16 protein-coding genes are annotated in these 18,608 nt (G+C 59.1%); 6 read left to right on the top strand and 10 right to left on the bottom strand.

What is annotated here, in order from left to right; all coding sequences use genetic code 11:
* The first annotated feature begins 16 nt into the window (after nucleotides 1–16).
* The 3 genes from rstA (at nucleotide 17) to tus (ending at nucleotide 3,066) form a co-directional block, all read left to right on the top strand.
* A complete protein-coding gene (rstA, locus tag ENTCL_RS11165) occupies nucleotides 17–736 on the top strand; it encodes a two-component system response regulator RstA (protein WP_013366226.1) in 720 nt (239 codons plus the stop codon).
* Nucleotides 737–760: 24 nt separating this feature from the next.
* Nucleotides 761–2,062: a two-component system sensor histidine kinase RstB gene (rstB, locus tag ENTCL_RS11160; protein WP_013366225.1), complete on the top strand. Its 1,302-nt coding sequence runs from the start codon at nucleotides 761–763 to the stop codon at nucleotides 2,060–2,062.
* Nucleotides 2,063–2,133: 71 nt separating this feature from the next.
* On the top strand, nucleotides 2,134–3,066 hold the full coding sequence (tus, locus tag ENTCL_RS11155; protein ID WP_013366224.1) for a DNA replication terminus site-binding protein: 933 nt from the start codon (nucleotides 2,134–2,136) through the stop codon (nucleotides 3,064–3,066).
* On the opposite strand, the gene fumC is transcribed toward tus, so the two are convergent.
* The 3 genes from fumC to ENTCL_RS11140 form a co-directional block, all read right to left on the bottom strand.
* Nucleotides 3,056–4,459: a class II fumarate hydratase gene (gene fumC / locus ENTCL_RS11150; protein WP_013366223.1), complete on the bottom strand. Its 1,404-nt coding sequence runs from the start codon at nucleotides 4,457–4,459 to the stop codon at nucleotides 3,056–3,058. The two genes, tus and fumC, sit on opposite strands and share 11 nt — an antisense overlap.
* 216 nt (nucleotides 4,460–4,675) lie before the next feature.
* On the bottom strand, nucleotides 4,676–6,115 hold the full coding sequence (gene aldA, locus ENTCL_RS11145; RefSeq protein ID WP_013366222.1) for an aldehyde dehydrogenase: 1,440 nt from the start codon (nucleotides 6,113–6,115) through the stop codon (nucleotides 4,676–4,678).
* 200 nt (nucleotides 6,116–6,315) lie between these two features.
* A complete protein-coding gene (locus ENTCL_RS11140; protein ID WP_013366221.1) occupies nucleotides 6,316–7,104 on the bottom strand; it encodes a YdcF family protein in 789 nt (262 codons plus the stop codon).
* 281 nt (nucleotides 7,105–7,385) lie between these two features.
* Between ENTCL_RS11140 and ENTCL_RS11135 the strand changes: the two genes are divergently transcribed.
* Entirely contained in the window at nucleotides 7,386–8,045 is a 660-nt protein-coding gene (locus ENTCL_RS11135; protein WP_013366220.1) for an O-methyltransferase, read from the top strand.
* A 38-nt stretch (nucleotides 8,046–8,083) separates the two neighbouring features.
* On the opposite strand, the gene ENTCL_RS11130 is transcribed toward ENTCL_RS11135, so the two are convergent.
* From ENTCL_RS11130 to ENTCL_RS11110, 5 genes are all read right to left on the bottom strand, one after another.
* Nucleotides 8,084–9,739 carry a glucan biosynthesis protein D gene (locus tag ENTCL_RS11130; RefSeq protein WP_013366219.1) on the bottom strand — a complete coding sequence of 552 codons (1,656 nt, stop codon included), beginning with the start codon at nucleotides 9,737–9,739 and terminating at the stop codon, nucleotides 8,084–8,086.
* Nucleotides 9,740–9,939: 200 nt separating this feature from the next.
* Nucleotides 9,940–10,956, bottom strand: a complete 1,017-nt coding sequence (locus tag ENTCL_RS11125; protein WP_013366218.1) for a diguanylate cyclase domain-containing protein — start codon at nucleotides 10,954–10,956, stop codon at nucleotides 9,940–9,942.
* 164 nt (nucleotides 10,957–11,120) lie between these two features.
* Entirely contained in the window at nucleotides 11,121–11,894 is a 774-nt protein-coding gene (locus ENTCL_RS11120; protein WP_013366217.1) for an ABC transporter substrate-binding protein, read from the bottom strand.
* 12 nt (nucleotides 11,895–11,906) lie between these two features.
* Nucleotides 11,907–13,076 carry a pyridoxal phosphate-dependent aminotransferase gene (locus tag ENTCL_RS11115; protein ID WP_013366216.1) on the bottom strand — a complete coding sequence of 390 codons (1,170 nt, stop codon included), beginning with the start codon at nucleotides 13,074–13,076 and terminating at the stop codon, nucleotides 11,907–11,909.
* Between the two features lie 115 nt (nucleotides 13,077–13,191).
* The gene (locus tag ENTCL_RS11110) at nucleotides 13,192–13,491 is read right to left on the bottom strand and encodes a hypothetical protein (protein ID WP_044611949.1); all 300 of its coding nucleotides are present in this window, start codon (nucleotides 13,489–13,491) and stop codon (nucleotides 13,192–13,194) included.
* 127 nt (nucleotides 13,492–13,618) lie between these two features.
* On the opposite strand from ENTCL_RS11110, the gene ENTCL_RS11105 reads away from it, so the two are divergent.
* Entirely contained in the window at nucleotides 13,619–14,467 is an 849-nt protein-coding gene (locus ENTCL_RS11105; protein WP_013366214.1) for a LysR family transcriptional regulator, read from the top strand.
* Here the strand turns inward: ENTCL_RS11105 and ENTCL_RS11100 are convergent.
* Both ENTCL_RS11100 and hglS read right to left on the bottom strand, forming a co-directional pair.
* The gene (locus ENTCL_RS11100; RefSeq protein ID WP_013366213.1) at nucleotides 14,454–15,962 is read right to left on the bottom strand and encodes a carboxylesterase/lipase family protein; all 1,509 of its coding nucleotides are present in this window, start codon (nucleotides 15,960–15,962) and stop codon (nucleotides 14,454–14,456) included. The two genes, ENTCL_RS11105 and ENTCL_RS11100, sit on opposite strands and share 14 nt — an antisense overlap.
* Nucleotides 15,963–16,004: 42 nt before the next feature.
* Nucleotides 16,005–17,348: a 2-oxoadipate dioxygenase/decarboxylase HglS gene (gene hglS / locus ENTCL_RS11095; protein ID WP_013366212.1), complete on the bottom strand. Its 1,344-nt coding sequence runs from the start codon at nucleotides 17,346–17,348 to the stop codon at nucleotides 16,005–16,007.
* Between the two features lie 333 nt (nucleotides 17,349–17,681).
* Here hglS and ENTCL_RS11090 point away from each other — a divergent pair, with 333 nt between their 5' ends.
* Nucleotides 17,682–18,605, top strand: coding sequence for a LysR substrate-binding domain-containing protein (locus ENTCL_RS11090; RefSeq protein WP_013366211.1), 924 nt, complete (start codon nucleotides 17,682–17,684; stop codon nucleotides 18,603–18,605).
* The last annotated feature ends 3 nt before the right edge of the window (nucleotides 18,606–18,608 follow it).

Genomic DNA, 18,608 nt, shown 5'->3' with positions numbered 1-18,608 from the left:
TCGATGTGTCTCGGTTATGAATAAGATAGTCTTTGTTGAAGATGATCCGGAAGTCGGCTCGCTGATTGCCGCTTACCTGAATAAACACGATATGGACGTTATCGTCGAACCTCGCGGCGATCGCGCCGAAGAAGTTGTACTGCGCGAAGATCCGGACCTGGTGCTGCTGGATATCATGCTGCCGGGAAAAGACGGGATGACGATTTGCCGCGACCTGCGGGCGCAATGGCAGGGACCTATCGTACTGCTTACCTCCCTTGACAGCGACATGAACCATATTCTTTCGCTCGAAATGGGCGCCAGCGACTACATTCTGAAAACCACCCCGCCCGCCGTGCTGCTTGCGCGCCTGCGCCTGCACCTGCGCCAGCATATTGCCGTCGTTCCAGGCGAAAAGAGCGCGTCGTCGCTGACCCCACATAAGGCCATTCGCTTCGGGACGCTCGCTATCGATCCGGTCAACCGCCAGGTGCTGCTGAGCGGCGAGAATATCGCGCTGTCGACCGCGGATTTCGATCTGCTGTGGGAGCTGGCGACGCACGCCGGACAGATTATGGATCGTGATGCGCTGCTGAAAAACCTGCGCGGCGTCTCTTATGACGGTATGGACCGCAGCGTCGATGTGGCGATTTCCCGCCTGCGCAAAAAGCTGCTTGATAGCGCCACCGAGCCCTATCGCATCAAAACGGTACGTAATAAAGGATATCTGTTCGCCCCACATGCCTGGGATAACTGATTCACCACTCGCTTTGGGCCGGAAATGAAAAAACTCTTCGTGCAGTTCTATCTGCTGCTGTTCGTCTGCTTCCTCGTGATGACCATGCTGGTCGGCCTGGTGTATAAATTTACCGCCGAACGCGCAGGCCGCCAGTCGCTTGACGATCTGATGAAAAGCTCGCTGTACCTGATGCGCAGCGAATTGCGCGAAATTCCCCCCCGCGACTGGAGCAAAACGCTAAAAGAGCTGGACCTGAATCTGTCATTCGATCTGCGCATTGAGCCGCTGAGCAAATTTCACCTTGCGGAAGACTCTATGCAGCATCTGCGCGCGGGCGATATCGTCGCGCTGGATGACCAGTACACCTTTATCCAGCGTATTCCGCGCAGCCACTACGTGCTGGCCGTAGGACCGGTCCCTTATCTTTATTTTCTGCATCAGATGCGGCTGCTGGATATGGCGCTGATGGCGTTTATCGCCGTTTCGCTGGCGTTTCCCGTATTCCTCTGGATGCGCCCGCACTGGGAGGATATGCTCAAAATCGAAAGCGCCGCCCAGCGTTTCGGCGAGGGGCATCTGAGCGAGCGTATCCACTTTGACAGTACCTCCGGCTTTGAGCGGCTGGGCGTGGCCTTTAACCAGATGGCGGATAACATTAACGCCCTGATCGCCAGTAAAAAACAGCTGATCGACGGCATCGCCCACGAGCTCAGAACGCCGCTGGTGCGACTGCGCTACCGCCTTGAGATGAGCGAGAACCTGTCCGAAGCCGAATCACAGGCCCTCAACCGCGATATCGGCCAGCTTGAGGCGCTGATTCAGGAGCTGTTGACCTACGCCCGCCTTGACCGCCCGCAAAACGAACTGACCCTAACCACGCCGGATTTTCCGGCATGGATTACGACCCATATTGAGGATATTCAGACCGTTAACCCACAGCGCGACGTGGTTCTCAGCGAGCTGACGGCGGGCGATTACGGCGCGCTCGATATGCGCCTGATGGAGCGCGTGCTGGATAACCTCGTCAATAACGCCATGCGCTACAGCAACCAGCGTATTCAGGTGAGCCTGCTGCTGCAGGATTCACGCGCCACTCTGCTTGTTGATGATGACGGTCCGGGGATTGCAGCCGACGAGCGCGAACGCGTGTTCGAGCCCTTTGTCCGTCTCGATCCCAGCCGCGATCGCGCCACCGGCGGCTGCGGGCTGGGTCTGGCCATCGTTCACTCTATTGCCCAGGCGATGTCCGGCAGCGTCTCGTGCGACGCCAGCCCGCTCGGCGGCGCCCGCTTCTGTTTTAGCTGGCCGATATATCATAACGTTGCCCTGCCGCTCCCTGTCTGACAAGCGTTTGCACGATGCCCGGACAGGGGCTATAGTAAAGCCATTAGTATGTTGTAACTAATGGAAGTGCTATGGCCAATTACGATCTGATTGAGCGACTCACGTCGACGTTTCGCGAACTGGAACACGAGCTGCTGGCCGTTCAGCGCCAGATACAGGCGTGCCGTCTGCTGGCGGCGCGCGTTTTCGCGCTACCGGAAGTCAGCAAAGCGCGGGAGCATGACCCGCTGAACACCATTGCCGTCAAACAACATCTGGGAGCCACTGCCCTGACGATGGCCCTGCAGCACTTTAGCCACCTGTTTATCCACCAGCAGTCGGAAAACCGCAGCAGTAAAGCCGCTACGCGCCTGCCCGGCGTAATCTGCCTGCAGTGCGACAGCGATCAATATCAGGCGCTGGAAGAGCGTATTGGCCGTGTGAATACCTTAAAAGCGGCGTTTGAACAGATGGTTACCGTGGAGTCCGGCCTGCCCTCCGCCGCCCGCTTTGAGTGGGTTCACCACCACCTGCCGGGATTGATCACCCTCAACGCCTACCGCTCCCTGACGCTGCTGCGCGACCCGGGGACGATTCGCTTCGGCTGGGCGAACAAACATATCATCAAGAACCTGACCCGTGACGACGTACTGGCCCAGCTGGCGAAAAGCCTGAAAGCACCCCGCGCGGTGGCGCCGTTTACCCGTGAGCAGTGGCAGGCTAAGCTTGAGCAGGAGTATCAGGACATCGCCGCCCTGCCCGAACGGGCAAGGCTGAAGATAAAGCGGCCGGTAAAGGTGCAGCCCATCGCCCGCGTGTGGTACACCGGGGCGCAAAAGCAGGTGCAATACGCCTGCCCCAGCCCGATGATTGCGCTCATCTCCGGCAGCAAAGGCGTCAGTATTCCGGATATCGGCGAGCTGCTGAATTACGATGCCGATAACGTGCAGTACCGCTATAAACCTGAGGCGCAGCCGATGCGGTTAATGATCCCCCGGCTGCACCTGTGGCTGGCTAACGACTGATCTTCATGCTGCCGACCATATCCTGCGGGCGTACCCAGGCGTCAAACTCCGCCTCCGTCAGGTAGCCAAGCTGCAGCGCCGAAGCCTTTAACGTCAGCCCCTCTTTGTGCGCTTTCTTGGCTATCTCTGCGGCTTTGTCATAGCCGATATGGGTATTCAGCGCCGTCACCAGCATCAGCGACTCGTTCAGCAGCCGATCGATACGGGCGCGGTTGGGCTCAATACCTACCGCACAGTGCTCGTTAAAGCTTTCCATCCCGTCGGCCAGCAGCCGGACGGACTGCAGAAAGTTATGGATGACCATCGGCCGGTAAACGTTAAGCTCAAAGTTCCCCGACGCGCCGCCGAGGTTCACCGCCACGTCGTTGCCCATCACCTGACAGCACAGCATCGTCACCGCTTCGCACTGGGTCGGGTTCACCTTCCCCGGCATAATGGAGCTGCCCGGCTCGTTTTCCGGAATAGCGAGTTCGCCAATTCCGCAGCGCGGCCCGGATGCGAGCCAGCGCACATCGTTAGCGATTTTCATCAGCGACGCCGCCAGCCCCTTCAGCGCCCCGTGGGCATGCACCAGCGCATCGCAGGTCGCCAGCGCTTCAAACTTATTCGGCGCCGTCACAAACGGCTGACGGGTAATCGCCGCCAGCTCATCGGCGACCCTTTTCGCGTATTCCGGATGGGTATTCAGCCCGGTGCCGACAGCGGTGCCCCCCAGCGCCAGCTCGCACAGGTGCGGCAGCGCATGCTCCAGGTGCTTCTGATTATGCTCCAGCATCGCCACCCAGCCGGACATCTCCTGCCCGAGGGTCAGCGGCGTGGCGTCCTGCAAATGGGTGCGGCCAATTTTGACGATATCCGCAAAGGCATGGGATTTATCGCTTAACGTTTTTTTCAAAACACCGAGCGCAGGCAGCAGATGCTCGCGCAGGGCAATCACCGCAGCAACGTGCATGGCGGTCGGAAAGACGTCGTTCGAACTCTGGCTTTTGTTGACGTCGTCGTTCGGATGCACCTTGCGCTCCATACCGCGCACGCCGCCAAGCAGCTCGCTCGCCCGGTTCGCCAGCACCTCGTTCATGTTCATATTGCTTTGGGTGCCGGAGCCGGTCTGCCAGATGGCCAGCGGAAATTCGTCGGCATGTTTTCCGGCCAGCACCTCGTCCGCCGCGCTGACGATAGCATTCGCCTTTTCATCAGCCAGCAGATGCAGATCCTGGTTCACCTTCGCCGCCGCGCGCTTGGTCAGCGCCAGCGCCGAGATAAGCGCGTTCGGCATTTTCTCCGTCGAGATTCGAAAATGTTCCAGCGAGCGCTGGGTCTGCGCCCCCCAGAGTTTATCTGCCGGGACATCAATCGCCCCCATCGAATCTTTCTCACTGCGATACGTGGTCATTACTCTCTCCTTGAAAATAAAGTGAAGGAACTCACCGACACGGCTCACCGGACATCACTGCGATGACACAAGACTTAGTATTAAAGATCTTCTCATTTTGTTTTGGTACTTTGTGCCAAAACGAGAGGTAACGCCAGCAGGAAGACGTCGCAACGGCAGGCATAAAAAATCCGGCGATGCGGGCAGCGCCGGATACCAGGATTTCACGACGTCCCGTTACGACTGTAAATAAACCATCTGCGTCTGCAGATACTCCTCCAGCCCGTGACGCCCGTCGGCACCGCCGATGCCGGATTTCCGCCATCCGGCGTGGAAGCCCTGCATCGCTTCAAAGTTTTCGCGGTTAATGTAGGTTTCGCCGAATTTCAGCCCCTTAATCGCCTTCATCGCCTGATTGAGATCCCGGGTATAGACCGATGACGTCAGGCCGTAATCGCTGTCGTTAGCCAGCGCCAGCGCCTCATCAAGGGTGTCAAACGCCATGACCGGCAGCACCGGTCCAAACGTCTCTTCATGCATGATGTCCATCTCCTGACGCACGTCCAGCAGCAGCGTCGGCGGGTAGAAGTACCCTTTCCCCTCCACCGTCTTGCCGCCCAGCGCGATCCGGGCGCCCTGCGACACCGCTTTCGCCACCTTCTGCTCCACGCGCGCCAGCGCGGCGGCGTTGATTAGCGGCCCCATCGCAATATCGGTACGCTGGGCTGGGTCGCCAAACGCCACCGCCTTCAGCGCATCCCCAAGACGGTTCACAAAGCTGTCGTAAATCCCTTTCTGCACATAGACGCGCTCTGCGCAGTTGCACACCTGCCCGGAGTTGATCACCCGGGAATCAACAATGGCTTTTACCGCCAGCTCAAGATCGGCATCGTCCAGCACGATGGCGGGCGCCTTACCGCCCAGCTCAAGGCACACTTTGGTGATATTCTTCGCCGCAGCCGCCATAATTTTCTCCCCGGCGACAACGCTTCCGGTCATGCTGACCATCGCCACCTTCCGGTTGCCCGCCAGCTCCTGACCCACCGTTTCCCCGCGGCCCAGCACCAGGTTAAAAACCCCTTTCGGCAGGCCGATGTCGTGCACGATCTGCGCAAAGGCGATGGCGCTGTTCGGCGTGAATTCGCTGGGTTTAATGACGATGGTATTGCCGGTAATCAGCGCGGGCGCCAGCTTGCGGGCAATCAGGAAAAACGGGAAATTCCACGGCAGGATGCCGGTGGTGACGCCGAGCGCGCGTTTGAAGACGAAGATATTCTCACCTGGACGGTCGCTTTGCAGGATTTCGCCTTCATAACGGCGGGCCCATTCGGCCATATAGTCGAGGTAATCGGCGGTGAACGCCACCTCCACCCCGGCAAGCGGCTGGACCTTACCGCCCTCGGCGACGATAAGCGCGCTGATGTCAGCGGCGCGTTCGCGAATCCCGGCGGCAATTTTACGCAACCATCCGGCACGCTGAATCGCCGGCAGCGCTTCCCATGCGGGCTGCGCCCGTTCTGCCGCATCGATAGCCCGGCGGGCGTCTTCCGCCGTGCCGTCCGGTATGCGGGAAATCAGCGCTTCCGTCGCCGGGTTAATCACATCAATCCAGCTGTCGCCCTGGGAAGTCACGAACTGGCCATCGATATACATCGGGTGCTGCACGGGTGCTGTCATGGTCTGCTCCTGTAAACGTTTCGCTTTTAACAAGTAAAATCATTGTTAAATATCGAGAGTCACAGGCGCGGCTTCCCATCGCATCATGCTATTTTTGTGAAACAACGCATAAAAGAAGCCGTTTTGGCGTCGAAAAAACTAACATAGACGTAACACAAAAATGCCCGTTTACGGTGCAGCGATCGCAAACGGGCATCGCTTTACAGGGAACGACTGGCAAGCGCGTCGCACAGTGAAGCATCCTGGCGCAGGGTGCGCCAGGCCTCCTGCAACGCCTCCGGGATATCGACGTGAGCAATAAACCCGCGGCCGCGCGGCCCGTAGCCGTTTGCATCGTCCTGCAGACGGGGAAGCTCGCCCAACAGCAATGAGAGATAGCGATCTACCGGCCAGACGTCCTGCGCCGCGTGGGTGAACGCCAGTCCGTCAGCGCCGTTGCGCAGTACCGGCAGGTACCCCGGATAGCTCACCCATCGCGGCGCGTTATCCGCCCCTTCCCAGACGCGGGCAAAAGTCGCCATCGTGCGGCGCTGCATGGTCGGGTCCTGCACCACAATGCCGCGCCCCACGGTGATGCCCTGCGATGTCAGCATGTCGCGCGTAAAGCGGGCGTTTTCCCCGCAGTTAGTCGACTTATCCTCCACGAGGATGCGCTCACGGGGAATGTTCCAGAAGCGATGAGCGATATCCGCAAGAATATCAGCTTCCGCCCGCCCGGCGGTTTGCAGCACGTTATAGCGCGGATGGCGGGCAACGGCGGCATACAGAAAGGGGGTAGAATGACCAATGCCGCCGCTTATCAGCAGCAGCCGGTTTGCGGCGCTCAGCCGACAGGCGGCGTCTATGGTCGGGATAACGGCGTTACCGGCCAGCACCACGCAGTCGGCGTCAACGTCCTGCTGCGGTGAGGTAAAATCATTTTGCGCCAGCCATTCGCCAATACGGTTCGCGGCATTCAGCGTTGTTTCAGCCAGGTGTGGAAAGGTCATCAATGAACACTCCTTGAGTTTGCCAGCTATACAGCAGAGTAACATTGGCGCACATGCATCACACCAGACCACTCTGTAAACCGGATGAATTGTACCCTGTAGCAATCTGCGATAACAGGTGACATTGTCACTTAGATTAATACGCAGGATGTCCAACGTACGCTATTCTCAATTCAGCACAGCGTTATGCCGATGAAAAATAACGTCCTGCCGATGTCCATCGATCTCTACCGGCCGCCCGGAGGCGACAACACTCCCCCCACAGAGAGGAATCTACCGTTATGCAGAATGTCTGGAGTAAGGTTGATCAGTACCTGATTGATGCGCTGATCCCCCAGGACGCCGTACTGGAGGCCGTGCTGGAAAACAACCAGCGTGCCGGGCTGCCCGCCATCGACGTCGCGGCCAACCAGGGGCAACTTCTGGCGCTGTTAGTGCGTATTTCAGGCGCCACGCGTATTCTGGAGATCGGTACGCTTGGCGGCTACAGCACCATCTGGATGGCGCGCGAACTGCCCGCGAGCGGCAGGCTCATCACCCTTGAAGCCGATGAACACCATGCCCATGTTGCCCGACAGAATCTCCGCCTTGCTGGTGTAGAGGGACGGGTCGAGGTAATAGAAGGTCCGGCGCTGGCCTCACTTTCCGCGCTTGGGGAGATAGCCCCTTTCGATATCATTTTTATCGATGCGGACAAACCGAACAATCCCAACTATCTGCAGTGGGCGCTCCACTATTCCCACCCCGGGACACTGATTATCGGCGACAACGTGGTTCGCGAGGGAAAAGTCACCGATCCTGACTGCGATGACGAACGGGTTCAGGGCGTGCGGGAGTTTATCTCGCTGATGGGAAATAACCCGCGGTTGACCGTTACGGCGCTGCAGACGGTCGGAGTTAAGGGCTGGGATGGCTTTACCCTGGCGCGGGTAAACGCTTGAGATAATTCAGCCGCCCGCAGGATACGGGCGGCTGACGGTTAGCGCATCACGCGGTCGTCAACGTAGTTCCGTTTGTCCGGCGCGGGCGGGAAATACTGATAGAGCCAGGTTTCGCTGATGGCGTCGCCCTGACAGCGCAGGAACATGCGCATTTCTACCGGATCGGTCGACCCGGAGGTCGGGTACCAGTCAAAGAGAATACGGTAACCGTCAAACGGCTCCACGTAGAGGATCTCAATCTGTTTCGCTTCGCCGCTGGAGAGCGTGATAACCGGCTCGATGCCTTTCGGCGCCGCGGCCTTCAGGTCGCCACCGACGAAATCCACCGCAAATCGGCGCGCCCATTTTTCCGGATAGTGTTCTCCCGGCGCCCAGCCTTCCGGGAAACCGCCCATCCCGGTGCGCGTCGCCATTACCCGCGCCAGCGGCGAACGGACCGGCGGCTGCGCGCTCCAGTAAAGACGATATTTGAAGTCCAGCTCGTCGCCGGCCTTCACCGCCTTTTTCGGCTGCCAGAAGCAGACGATGTTATCAAGCGTTTCGCCGGTGGTCGGGATTTCCATCAGATCCACCGAACCTTCGCCCCACTGATTGCGCGGCTCGACCCACAGGCTTGGGCGCTTGTTGTACCAGCCCATCACGTCCTGATAGTGGGTAAAATCGCGATCCAGCTGCAGCAGGCCAAACCCGCGCGGGTTCTTGTCCTGATAGGCGTTAAACTGCAGCTTCTGCGGGTTGTTCAGCGGGCGGCATATCCACTCGCCGTTGCCGCGCCACATCGCCAGACGGTCGGAGTCGTGAATCTGCGGATGAATGGTATCGCACATGCGGCGCTCGTTATTACCGCAGCTGAACATACTGGTCATCGGCGCGATGCCCAGCTGTTTAATGTCCTTACGCGCATAGATGTGGTTTTCAACATCCATGATCACCTGCGTCTGCTGGCAGCTGATGACGAACTTGTACGCCCCGGTGACGCTCGGGCTGTCGAGCAGCGCATACACGGTAAAGGCCGTGGCGTCGGCTTGCGCCGTCTCAAACCAGAATGAGGTGAAATCGGGGAACTCTTCCGGCGTATCGGTGAAGGTGTCGATTGCCAGGCCGCGGGCGGATAGACCGTACTGGTAAGTATCGTCAACCGCACGGAAGTAGCTGGCGCCAAGGAACGAGACGATGTCGCGACGGGCAAGCTCCGGCGCCTTAAACGCGCGGAACCCGGCAAAGCCGAGGTCGCTCTGCCCTTCAAGCTGCGAGGTATCCACGCCCGCGTCGTTATATTTAAACAGCTCATGGCGGAAATGAATTTCACGCGCCTGCTGCGTTTTCGCGTCCAGCGAGAACATCCGCACCCGGCGGCGGAAACCCATTCCGACGTGGAAAAACTGGATATCGAGCTGGCGGTTATCAATGTTGTTCCACAGCGAGTGCGCCGCATCGTACTGGATGCTGTTATAGGCCTGCGGCGTCAGGTTTGCCAGCGTCGGCGGCAGCGCTTTCGGCGCCCCGCCCCACGGCTGACGCGAAAGGTCGTGCGCCATGGACTGCAGCACGGAATAATCAAAGCGGCGGGTCTGGCCGTCGGCGATATTCGAGTCATCCGCCAGCGCCGCCCGGGAAAAGAGAGAAGCCACGCCGGATGTACCGCACACCGCGGCAACAGCCATTGAGGATTTTAAAAAGTGTCTGCGGTTCATGCCTGAAAGAGCATCCTTCTTTGGAGAAACGGTAACAACGCAACGGCGTCGTCAAGAGCGCCCACTCTAGACAAAAATGATTGATAATCCAATTGTTGGCCGTTGAAAATACGTCCAAAGCTGGAAAAAATTTCTGTAGCCGCGCGAGAAAGCGGCAGGCGTAAAGGCTCACGCTTAAGCCTTGAGAACAGCACGGGCCGCTATACCGTTTTTTTCGCCGTATACATTGCCTTATCCGCACAATTTAGCAGCGAATCAGCATCCTGCGCATCCCTGGGAAATACCGCCACGCCGATGCTTCCGGAAATACTGATGACAATATCATTAATCAGAAACGACTGTGAAAGCGCAGCGGTCATGCTGTCGATCGCCGGCTGAAGGGACATGTCATCGTTATTTAAATCCGGAAGCAGAGCAACAAACTCATCCCCGCCCAGACGGGCAAGCGTATCTTCCTCATGCAGGCAGCTTTGCAGGCGAAATCCGACCAGACGCAGTAATTCATCGCCGACAGAATGACCATACGTGTCATTCACGGGTTTGAAGCGATCGAGATCGATAAACAAAAGCGCCACATTTTTCTGCCCTGAAATTGCCAGCGTAATGGCCTGCTCCAGACGGTTCACCAGCAACCGGCGATTTGGCAGCCCCGTCAGCGTATCAAAATTGGCATGAAGCCAGGCGAGGTGTTCACGCTGCTTCCTGTCGGTAATATCGCGGATAAACGCCGAAAAAAGCTGTTTACCGGACTGCTGGTGCGGCCAGATTGACAGTTCAATGGGGAACTGGCCTTTAACGCGGTGCATCGCCATGATTTCAATCGTGCGGTTCAGAATGGTCGACGGCTGAGAAGCCTGAAAGCGCATGAGGCCGCGCTTGTGCTGCTCGCGGAATTCTTGCGGAATAATCATATCGCTCAGGTCGCTGCCGATGGACTCTTCGGCACGCCAGCCAAACATCCTTTCTGCCGCGTGATTCCAGTTAATCACCTGCCCGGATAAATCGATGGTGATGACCGCATCCTGCGCCGTTTCAACCAGCTGGCGATGATTCAGCTCGCTTTCCGCCAGTGCGTGCTGCATGGACTCAATCTGCGCGATGCTTTCCTGCAATTCGCGATGTACCTCTGCCAGGGAGAGTGAAAAGAAACGGATCCTTTCCTCCACCGTCATGCATTTCATCTCTTCATACAACTCTGTCGCCGTGCGTGCGCTCATCGCCGTTTCCTGCCCATGACTGCCCTTGCTTCAGTATATGCAACCAGGCCAGATTCATCAGGCGACGCAAGCAGTGGTGAGCAAATGGGGGACCGAAAGCGGGAGGCGTGGCCTGTGCCGGATGGCGAAGCAGGCGCCTCGCCATCCGCTACGCTGGCAAGGGATTATTTTACGCTGACGTTAATACCCGGGAAGTATTTCGCCGCCAGCTTGTCGATAGTGCCGTCAGCGCGAACCTTATCGATGGCCGCATCAAGCTGCTTTTTGGTGGCGTCATCGCCTTTGCGCAGACCAAAGCCGATGCCGCTGCCGAGAATGGTATCATCCGCCACCGGTTTGCCGATAAAGCCAAACCCTTTGCCCTGCGGCTTGCTGAGGAACCCGGCCTGGCCCGCGGCGGACATCACCAGCGAGGCGTCAATGCGCCCGTTGAGCAGGTCGGCCCACGCCAGGTTCTGATCTTTATACGAAACCACGGTGACGCCCTGCTTTTCCCAGTGCTCTTTGGCGAACGTTTCCTGGATAGAGCCCTGCAGTACGCCTATCGTCTTGCCTTTCAGCCCTTCCGGGGTGGCTTCCATCCCGCTGCCGGATTTCCCCACCAGCTGCGACGGAATGCGGTAAATCGGCTGGGTGAAGTCAATGCTCTTACGGCGCTGCTCGGTGATGTTCATCGCCGAGTTAATCGCATCGAATTTTTTCGCCACCAGCCCCGGGATCAGCGCATCAAATGAGGTTTCCACCCAGCTGCATTTGAGCTGCGCGGCCTGGCAAATGGCGTTGCCTAAATCAATATCAAACCCCTGCAGCTCCCCGGCGGCGTTACGGCTTTCAAACGGCGGATACTCCGCCTCCACGCCAAAGCGCAGCTCGCCGGCCGCAAAGGATGACAGCGAACACAGCAGGCCCATGCCCAGAATTAATGCTTTTAGTTTCATGGCTTACATTCCTTAACGTGGTTTAACCCGGCACAGGGCTTCAGCGCCCGCCCGTAACGTCGCTTCATCTTTGGCAAAAGACAGGCGAATAAGTTTGTTATCAGTACCATCGGTATAAAACGCCGACAATGGGATCGTGGCGACGCCGTGATCCACAATCAGCCGTTTCACCATCTCGCTGTCGCTCTCCTCGCTGAAGTGGCGATAATCGGCCAGCAGGAAAAAGGAGCCCTGGCTCGGCAGCAGACGAAACGGCGATTCAGCGAGCAGCGTCTGCAGCAGGTCGCGCTTGCGCTGGTAAAACGCGGGAAGCGCAAGCCAGGTCTGGGGATCGTTCATGTGCTCGACGAACGCGTGCTGCATCGGCGTATCGGCAGAAAACATTAAAAACTGATGGACCTTACAGATTTCATCCATCAGCGCGGCGGGCGCGACGCAGTAGCCTACGCGCCAGCCGGTCACATGGTACGTTTTACCGAAGGACGAGATGATTACGCTGCGCTCGGCAAGCTGCGGGTGCGTCGCCATGCCGTGGTGCGGCTGCCCGTCGAAAACCACATGCTCGTACACTTCGTCAGACAGAATAACGATATCGGTATTGCGGGTTATCTGCGCCAGCTGCTGTAAATCCTCAGCGCTGAACACCTTACCGCTCGGGTTGTGCGGCGTGTTCACGATGATCATCCGGGTACGCGGCGTGATGGCGGCGCGCACTTCATCCCAGTTCACCGTAAATTCCGGTACCGTCAGCTTAATGGCGACCGGCGTGGCGCCCTGCAGCCGGACGATCGGCGCATAGCTGTCGAACGACGGCTCAAAATAGATAACCTCATCGCCAGGATGCACCAGTCCGCTGATGGCCGAGTAGATCCCTTCGCTGGCGCTGGCGGTGACCAGAACTTCGCTCTCCTCGTCATAGCGGGCGCCGTAGAGATCGGCAATCTTCTGCGCGATGCGCGCTTTCAGGGCGCGCAGCCCGGTCATCGGTGCGTACTGGTTATGCCCTTCGCTCATCGCCCGCGTCACGCCCGCGACCAGCTTAGGATCGCAGGCAAAATTCGGCGCGCCCTGAGAAAGGTTGATGGCGTTATGCTGAGCGGAAAGTTGCCCAATCACGGTAAAAATAGTGGTGCCCACATCGGGCAGTTTGGAGCGGGTTTTCACCACGGAACGCAGAGTCATTGCCAGGTCCTTCTCAAGAAATATGCATAAGTATTCAAACCAATGCTACGAGAGCCGACAATCGAATTGTTGTCATAATAGCCATGAGAAAAAATCATGGCTCAGGCGGGTACGGCTACGGATCGAGCTTCACCAGCGCTTTGCGGTAGAGATAGAAATCCAGATGCACCAGCCAGGCGGAGAGCGCCAGCATAAGCAGCGACGGCAGGCGGGTAAGAAAATCGGCGATAAACTCAAACGAACTGCGCTCGAAAACGCCAACCACCGCCAGCCAGAAGGGATGAGGGATGCTGTTGACGAAGACCACCGTCAGCAATGCGTACCAGCACAGGAGCTGGATTGCCGATGAAAGTAAAATGATGCTGATGCGCACGGCGTCGTCCTGAGTAGCCTTCAGAATGGCGTACAGTATCACGCAGGATGTAATGCCGGTGTGTAACTCTGTTTCAGTTGTTTACAGCGGCGCGCTGTCTCGTTTACTTTCAGGTAACGAAACTGTCATCTCATAATAGCCATGAGCGAACTGCATAGCTGGAGCCACGATGTCGCGTAGCACATTGCCGCTGAGCGCGGTGGAAACCTTTCTCGTCACCGCCCGTCACCTGAACCTGACGCACGCCGCCCGCGAGCTGTGCCTGACCCAGGGCGCCGTCAGCCGTAAGATTGCGACGCTGGAAGCCTGGTTTGGTTTTCCGCTGTTTGAGCGCCTGGCACGCGGGCTGCGGCTGTCGCCGCAGGGCAGCGCCCTGTACCCTGAGCTGCTGAGCGCGTTCGGCCATCTGCTGAACGTTGCGGATAAAGCGCGCCAGCAGCAGACGGTGGTGCGACTAAAAGCGCCGACCTGCGCCATGCGCTGGCTGGTGCCGCGGCTGGTGGCCATTGAACGGCGTTACCCCGATCTACAGATAGCCCTTACCACCACGACCGATCACACGGTGAATTTCAAAACGGAACCCTACGACGCCGCCATCATTTTCGGTACGCACATGAACGCCGGGGAGCTGCTGTTTGAGGAGGCGCTGACGCCGGTGTTAAGCCCGTCGCTGGCGGGTGACGCGCGGTTTCGCGGCATGACCTTCCTGCACCCGACCCGCGATAAAACCGACTGGACGCTGTGGCTGGCGCAGCTGCCGGAGCCGCTGCCGGCGGTGATGTTAAAAAACCAGCACTTCGACACCATGGATCTGGCCATCACCGCCGCCATCCAGGGCTTTGGCGTGGCGATAGCCGATGAGACCCTGGTCGATGAGGATCTGAACAGCGGCCGCCTCGCCCGTCCTTATGCGCTGAGCGTCAAAACGGGCGCCAGCTACCGGCTGGTGGTTCGCGATACCGCGGCCAAAGCGGGCGGGCTGGCGCAATTTCGCGACGGCCTGCTTAATCCAGCGTAACGTGGTGGCGCATCACCCGGCGGAACAGCGCCAGCCGGGCGCGCATAAACCGGTTTTCCACGCGAAATCCTGCATGTTTATTCAGTCCGATACGCAGCAGGCGATCGCGCCCGCGGCGGCTGGCGGGCCAACGAACCGGCCCGTGCAGCACATCGCTGTTCGCGCTGGCATCGCGGGCAAAGCTCACCCAGTAGTCCGTGACGTGGGCGGAAAACGCCAGATCGTTCTGGTTGGCATACTGCCGCGCAGGTTCCGACAGCATCAGCGTGCCGAACACATAGGGCACCTCGTTGCCGTGCCAGGCGCCATTCTGATAGGTCTGATGCTCCGCCTGCGCGACATAATCAAACCAGTACCGCCAGCACGGCTGCCCTACCCGCTGCTGGGCCTGCATCACCACATAGCCCAGCGTGGTGAACGCCATATCGCGGCACACCTGGCGGCCCAGCTCCTCATCGCCTTTGACGCCAGGATACAGCAGACGGATAAGCCCAAGCCCCAGCCGCCGCTCGCGGCGCAGCTTGCGGATTTGCCCGGCGAGGTCAACGCCAAACACCGCCATAACGCTGGCCTCATCGCTGTTGGAGCCAATCATTACCGGCAGCGGATGCTGGCGGGCGGCGAAGAACGTCTCCAGCATCGGCTGGGGCAGCACCGCATCGCCGGAGACGGGCACCGGCCCCTGCTTGAGCTCGCCCTCCAGCGGCCAGAATGCCTGCGCCGGAATCGCCCGCAGCTGCTCCGCAGTTGCATTCTCTAATCCGAAGTGCGCGGCCAGACGCTCGCTTTTGCGTTCAGCCTCCGGTAACGGCGTATCCGGCAGGGTATAGCCGCTTTGAATAATGGCCTTATGAAACAGGCCGCCCGCCTTCGGCGAGGCCATCAGCGACAGCACGCTGCGCGCCCCGGCCGACTCGCCAAACAGCGTCACATTGCCCGCATCGCCGCCGAAGGCGTGAATATTCTCCTGCACCCACTGCAGCGCGGCGATCTGGTCCAGCAGCGCGAAGTTGCACACCCGTTCGCCCTCTTCGCCCGCCAGCGCCGGATGGGCAAAAAAGCCCAGATGCCCCAACCGGTAGTTGACGGTCACCACCACCACCTCCCGCGACGCCAGCGCGCTGCCGTCGTACGGCGGCAGACTTGCCGCGCCGATGGTATATCCGCCGCCGTGCAGCCAGACCATAACCGGCAGCGGCTGAGAACGGCTGGTGGGCGACCAGACGTTGAGATACAGACAGTCTTCGGAAAAGGCGCCCGGATCACCGCCGCCCAGCTCAATGCAGTAATCGATGTTTTGCCAGCTGGCGGGAGAAAAGGTATCGGCCATGCGGATCCCCTGCCAGGGAGAGAGCGGCTGGGGCGAACGCCAGCGCAGCGGGCCGGTGGGCGGCGAAGCATAGGGAATGCCGCGCCAGACATGGTTGTGCGCCTGCGTCACGCCCAGCAGGCTGCCCTGCCGGGTGGTGACAAGCGGTGTTGAGGGATTATGCATAACCACATTCCTTTATCTGCATTTCCCCCAGTCTGGCGGGTTTCAGAGCAGACCGCAACGCCGTTTGCTGCGCGCTTCGGCCTCCTCGTACAGCTGAAACTCATCAAATACCTGCGCACCAAGCGCCTCTTCGAACGCGGCCTTGCTGGCGTTGCCGTGGCTACGGGCCTGGGTTTCGTTGCCGAGGTTGGACTGGAAAATCCCGGCGGCGCTCACCGGCAGGAAGTCCTCATAGGTGATTGGCTGCGCCACCAGCCAGCCGCGCTCGATCAGCGGCTGGGGATCTTCGCCCTGGCGGATGGCCTGACGATGAGCCTCGCCGGCGGGCGTCAGACGGTAGCGGAAGTAGGCCAGCTCCTGGCGACGCAGGAACATTTCGCTGTCCGGGAACGCCCTGAAAATCTCCTGCATATGCTGCTGATGGGCAATGTTGTCCCTGCCGGTGCCGGCACGCGCCAGCAGCGAATCATACAGCTCGCGGCCCTTCGGCGTCAGCGCTACGCCCCGCTGCTCTATCTCGCCAAAGCGCGCGGTATGGGTGCCGCGGTGCTCCCCGGCGAACAGCACCGGCTCCTCCAGCGCTTTAAAACTGGTCTGGCGCAGCAGCACCGGCACTTCGCGGCGCGGCGGCCCTTCAATCAGCACTTTCGGCTCAATGCCGTATTCCGGCATCAGCGCCTGCACGCGGTCAATATCCAGCGTACGCGGCGTCAGGTGGTTAATATGGCAACCCGGGAAACACACCACGTCGGCGATCAGCCGATGCTCGTTATGCAGCGCCTGATAGGTCTCGAGATCCACCGTCGCATGGCGGTGCCAGCGAAAGGTTTCCAGCGCCTCGCGGACAAACTCCTCGCCCTGCGCCTGGGTAAACCCGCCGTTCACCTCGTGCAGCGCGATAAGCTCGCGGCAGCGACGGGTAAAAATATCGCGCTTCGCGAGGATAGCCGCCGCTTTCTCGCGCAGCGCGACGTTTTCAATCAGCTCGAGACGCAGCAGCGAGGTAAAGACCCGGAAAGGATTGCGCAGCAGCGCGGCGTCATCGACCGGGCGAAACGCGGTAGAATGCACCGGCACCCCCGCCTGCGACAGGTCATAGTAGCTGACCGGGTACATCCCCATGATGGCAAACATGCGGCGCAGGGTTGCCAGCTCATCGGCGGTACCGACGCGGATCGCGCCGTGCCGTTCAACGTTCAGGCGCGCCAGCTCGTCGGCGTTCGCCAGTTGTTCATGCAATCGTGGGTTATTTTCCAGTACCGCCAGATTAACGTCCGCCACCAGTTCCAGCAGCGTGCCGTACTGTGGAACTTCCTGCTGGTACATCGCCGACATAGCCTGCGAAAAATGTTCCCGAATATCATCAGCCGTGATGGTGTTCGCCATGATGTCTGCCTCCAGTGAATACTCCCTGGAGTTTACCTAAGCGCGCTGGCCGCGGGGGGAAGAATTTCCGAATTGTGATCGCGGATAACCTCTGCGTTTTTTTGCAACTTTGCTCACGATATAACCCAAAGTTATGCAAAAAACCTCATAAATTAACTTTTTATAAACAATAAAGCCACACAATACACCGATAACCGCAACGTATCAGGCAGACTATTTCTATAACCATGCGTAACACAATCACATTCAATGTTAATAATATTTTGCTAGCAAGTTATCAAATTTAAACAACTTCCCTTGAAAGCCGTCCCGCTCTGTTTTTAACATCCGGTTATGGAAAAGAACGGTCTCTTTAGTCAGCGCATTCGCTTGCGCCATCTGCATACCTTTGTCGCCGTCGCTCAACAGGGCACTCTGGGGCGAGCGGCGGAAACCCTTAACCTCAGCCAGCCCGCGCTGTCAAAAACGCTCAATGAGCTGGAGCAGCTGACGGGGACCCGCCTGTTTGAGCGCGGGCGCCTCGGCGCGCAGCTGACGCTGGTGGGCGAACAGTTCCTCACCCATGCGGTGAAAGTGCTCGATGCGCTGAATACCGCAGGCCAGGCGCTGATGCGCAAAGAAAGCCTCAGCAACGACGTGGTGCGCATCGGCGCGCTGCCGACCGCGGCGCTGGGCATTTTGCCCGCCGTTATCGGCCAGTTCCACCAGCAGCAAAAAGATATCACCCTGCAGGTTGCCACCATGAATAACACCATGCTGCTGGCGGGGCTGAAATCAGGCGAGCTGGACCTCGGCATCGGCCGGATGTCCGATCCGGAGCTGATGAGCGGGCTCAATTACGAACTGCTGTTCCTTGAATCGCTGAAGCTGGTGGTGCGCCCGGATCACCCGCTGCTGCAGGAGACGGTCACCTTAAGTAAAGTGATGGAGTGGCCGGTGGTGGTTTCGCCGAAAGGCACCGTGCCGCGGCAGAACGCCGAAACGCTGCTGCAAAATCAGGGCTGCAAGATGCCGGCAGGCTGTATCGAGACGCTGTCGGCTTCGCTTTCCCGCCAGCTGACGGTCGATTATAACTACGTGTGGTTCGTACCGTCGGGCGCGGTCAAAGACGATCTGCGGCGCGGCACCCTTACCGCCCTGCCGGTATCCACCCAGAGCGTAGGAGAGCCGATCGGCATCCTGACGCGGGTGGACGCGACGGTATCCACGGGCGCGCAGACGCTGCTTAGCGCGATCCGCAAGTCCATGCCGGGCTGACCG

The organism is [Enterobacter] lignolyticus SCF1, from assembly GCF_000164865.1.
GTDB lineage: Bacteria > Pseudomonadota > Gammaproteobacteria > Enterobacterales > Enterobacteriaceae > Enterobacter_B > Enterobacter_B lignolyticus.
The sequence above is the reverse complement of the archived record's forward strand: the minus strand, read 5'-3'. Positions and strand labels throughout refer to the sequence as shown.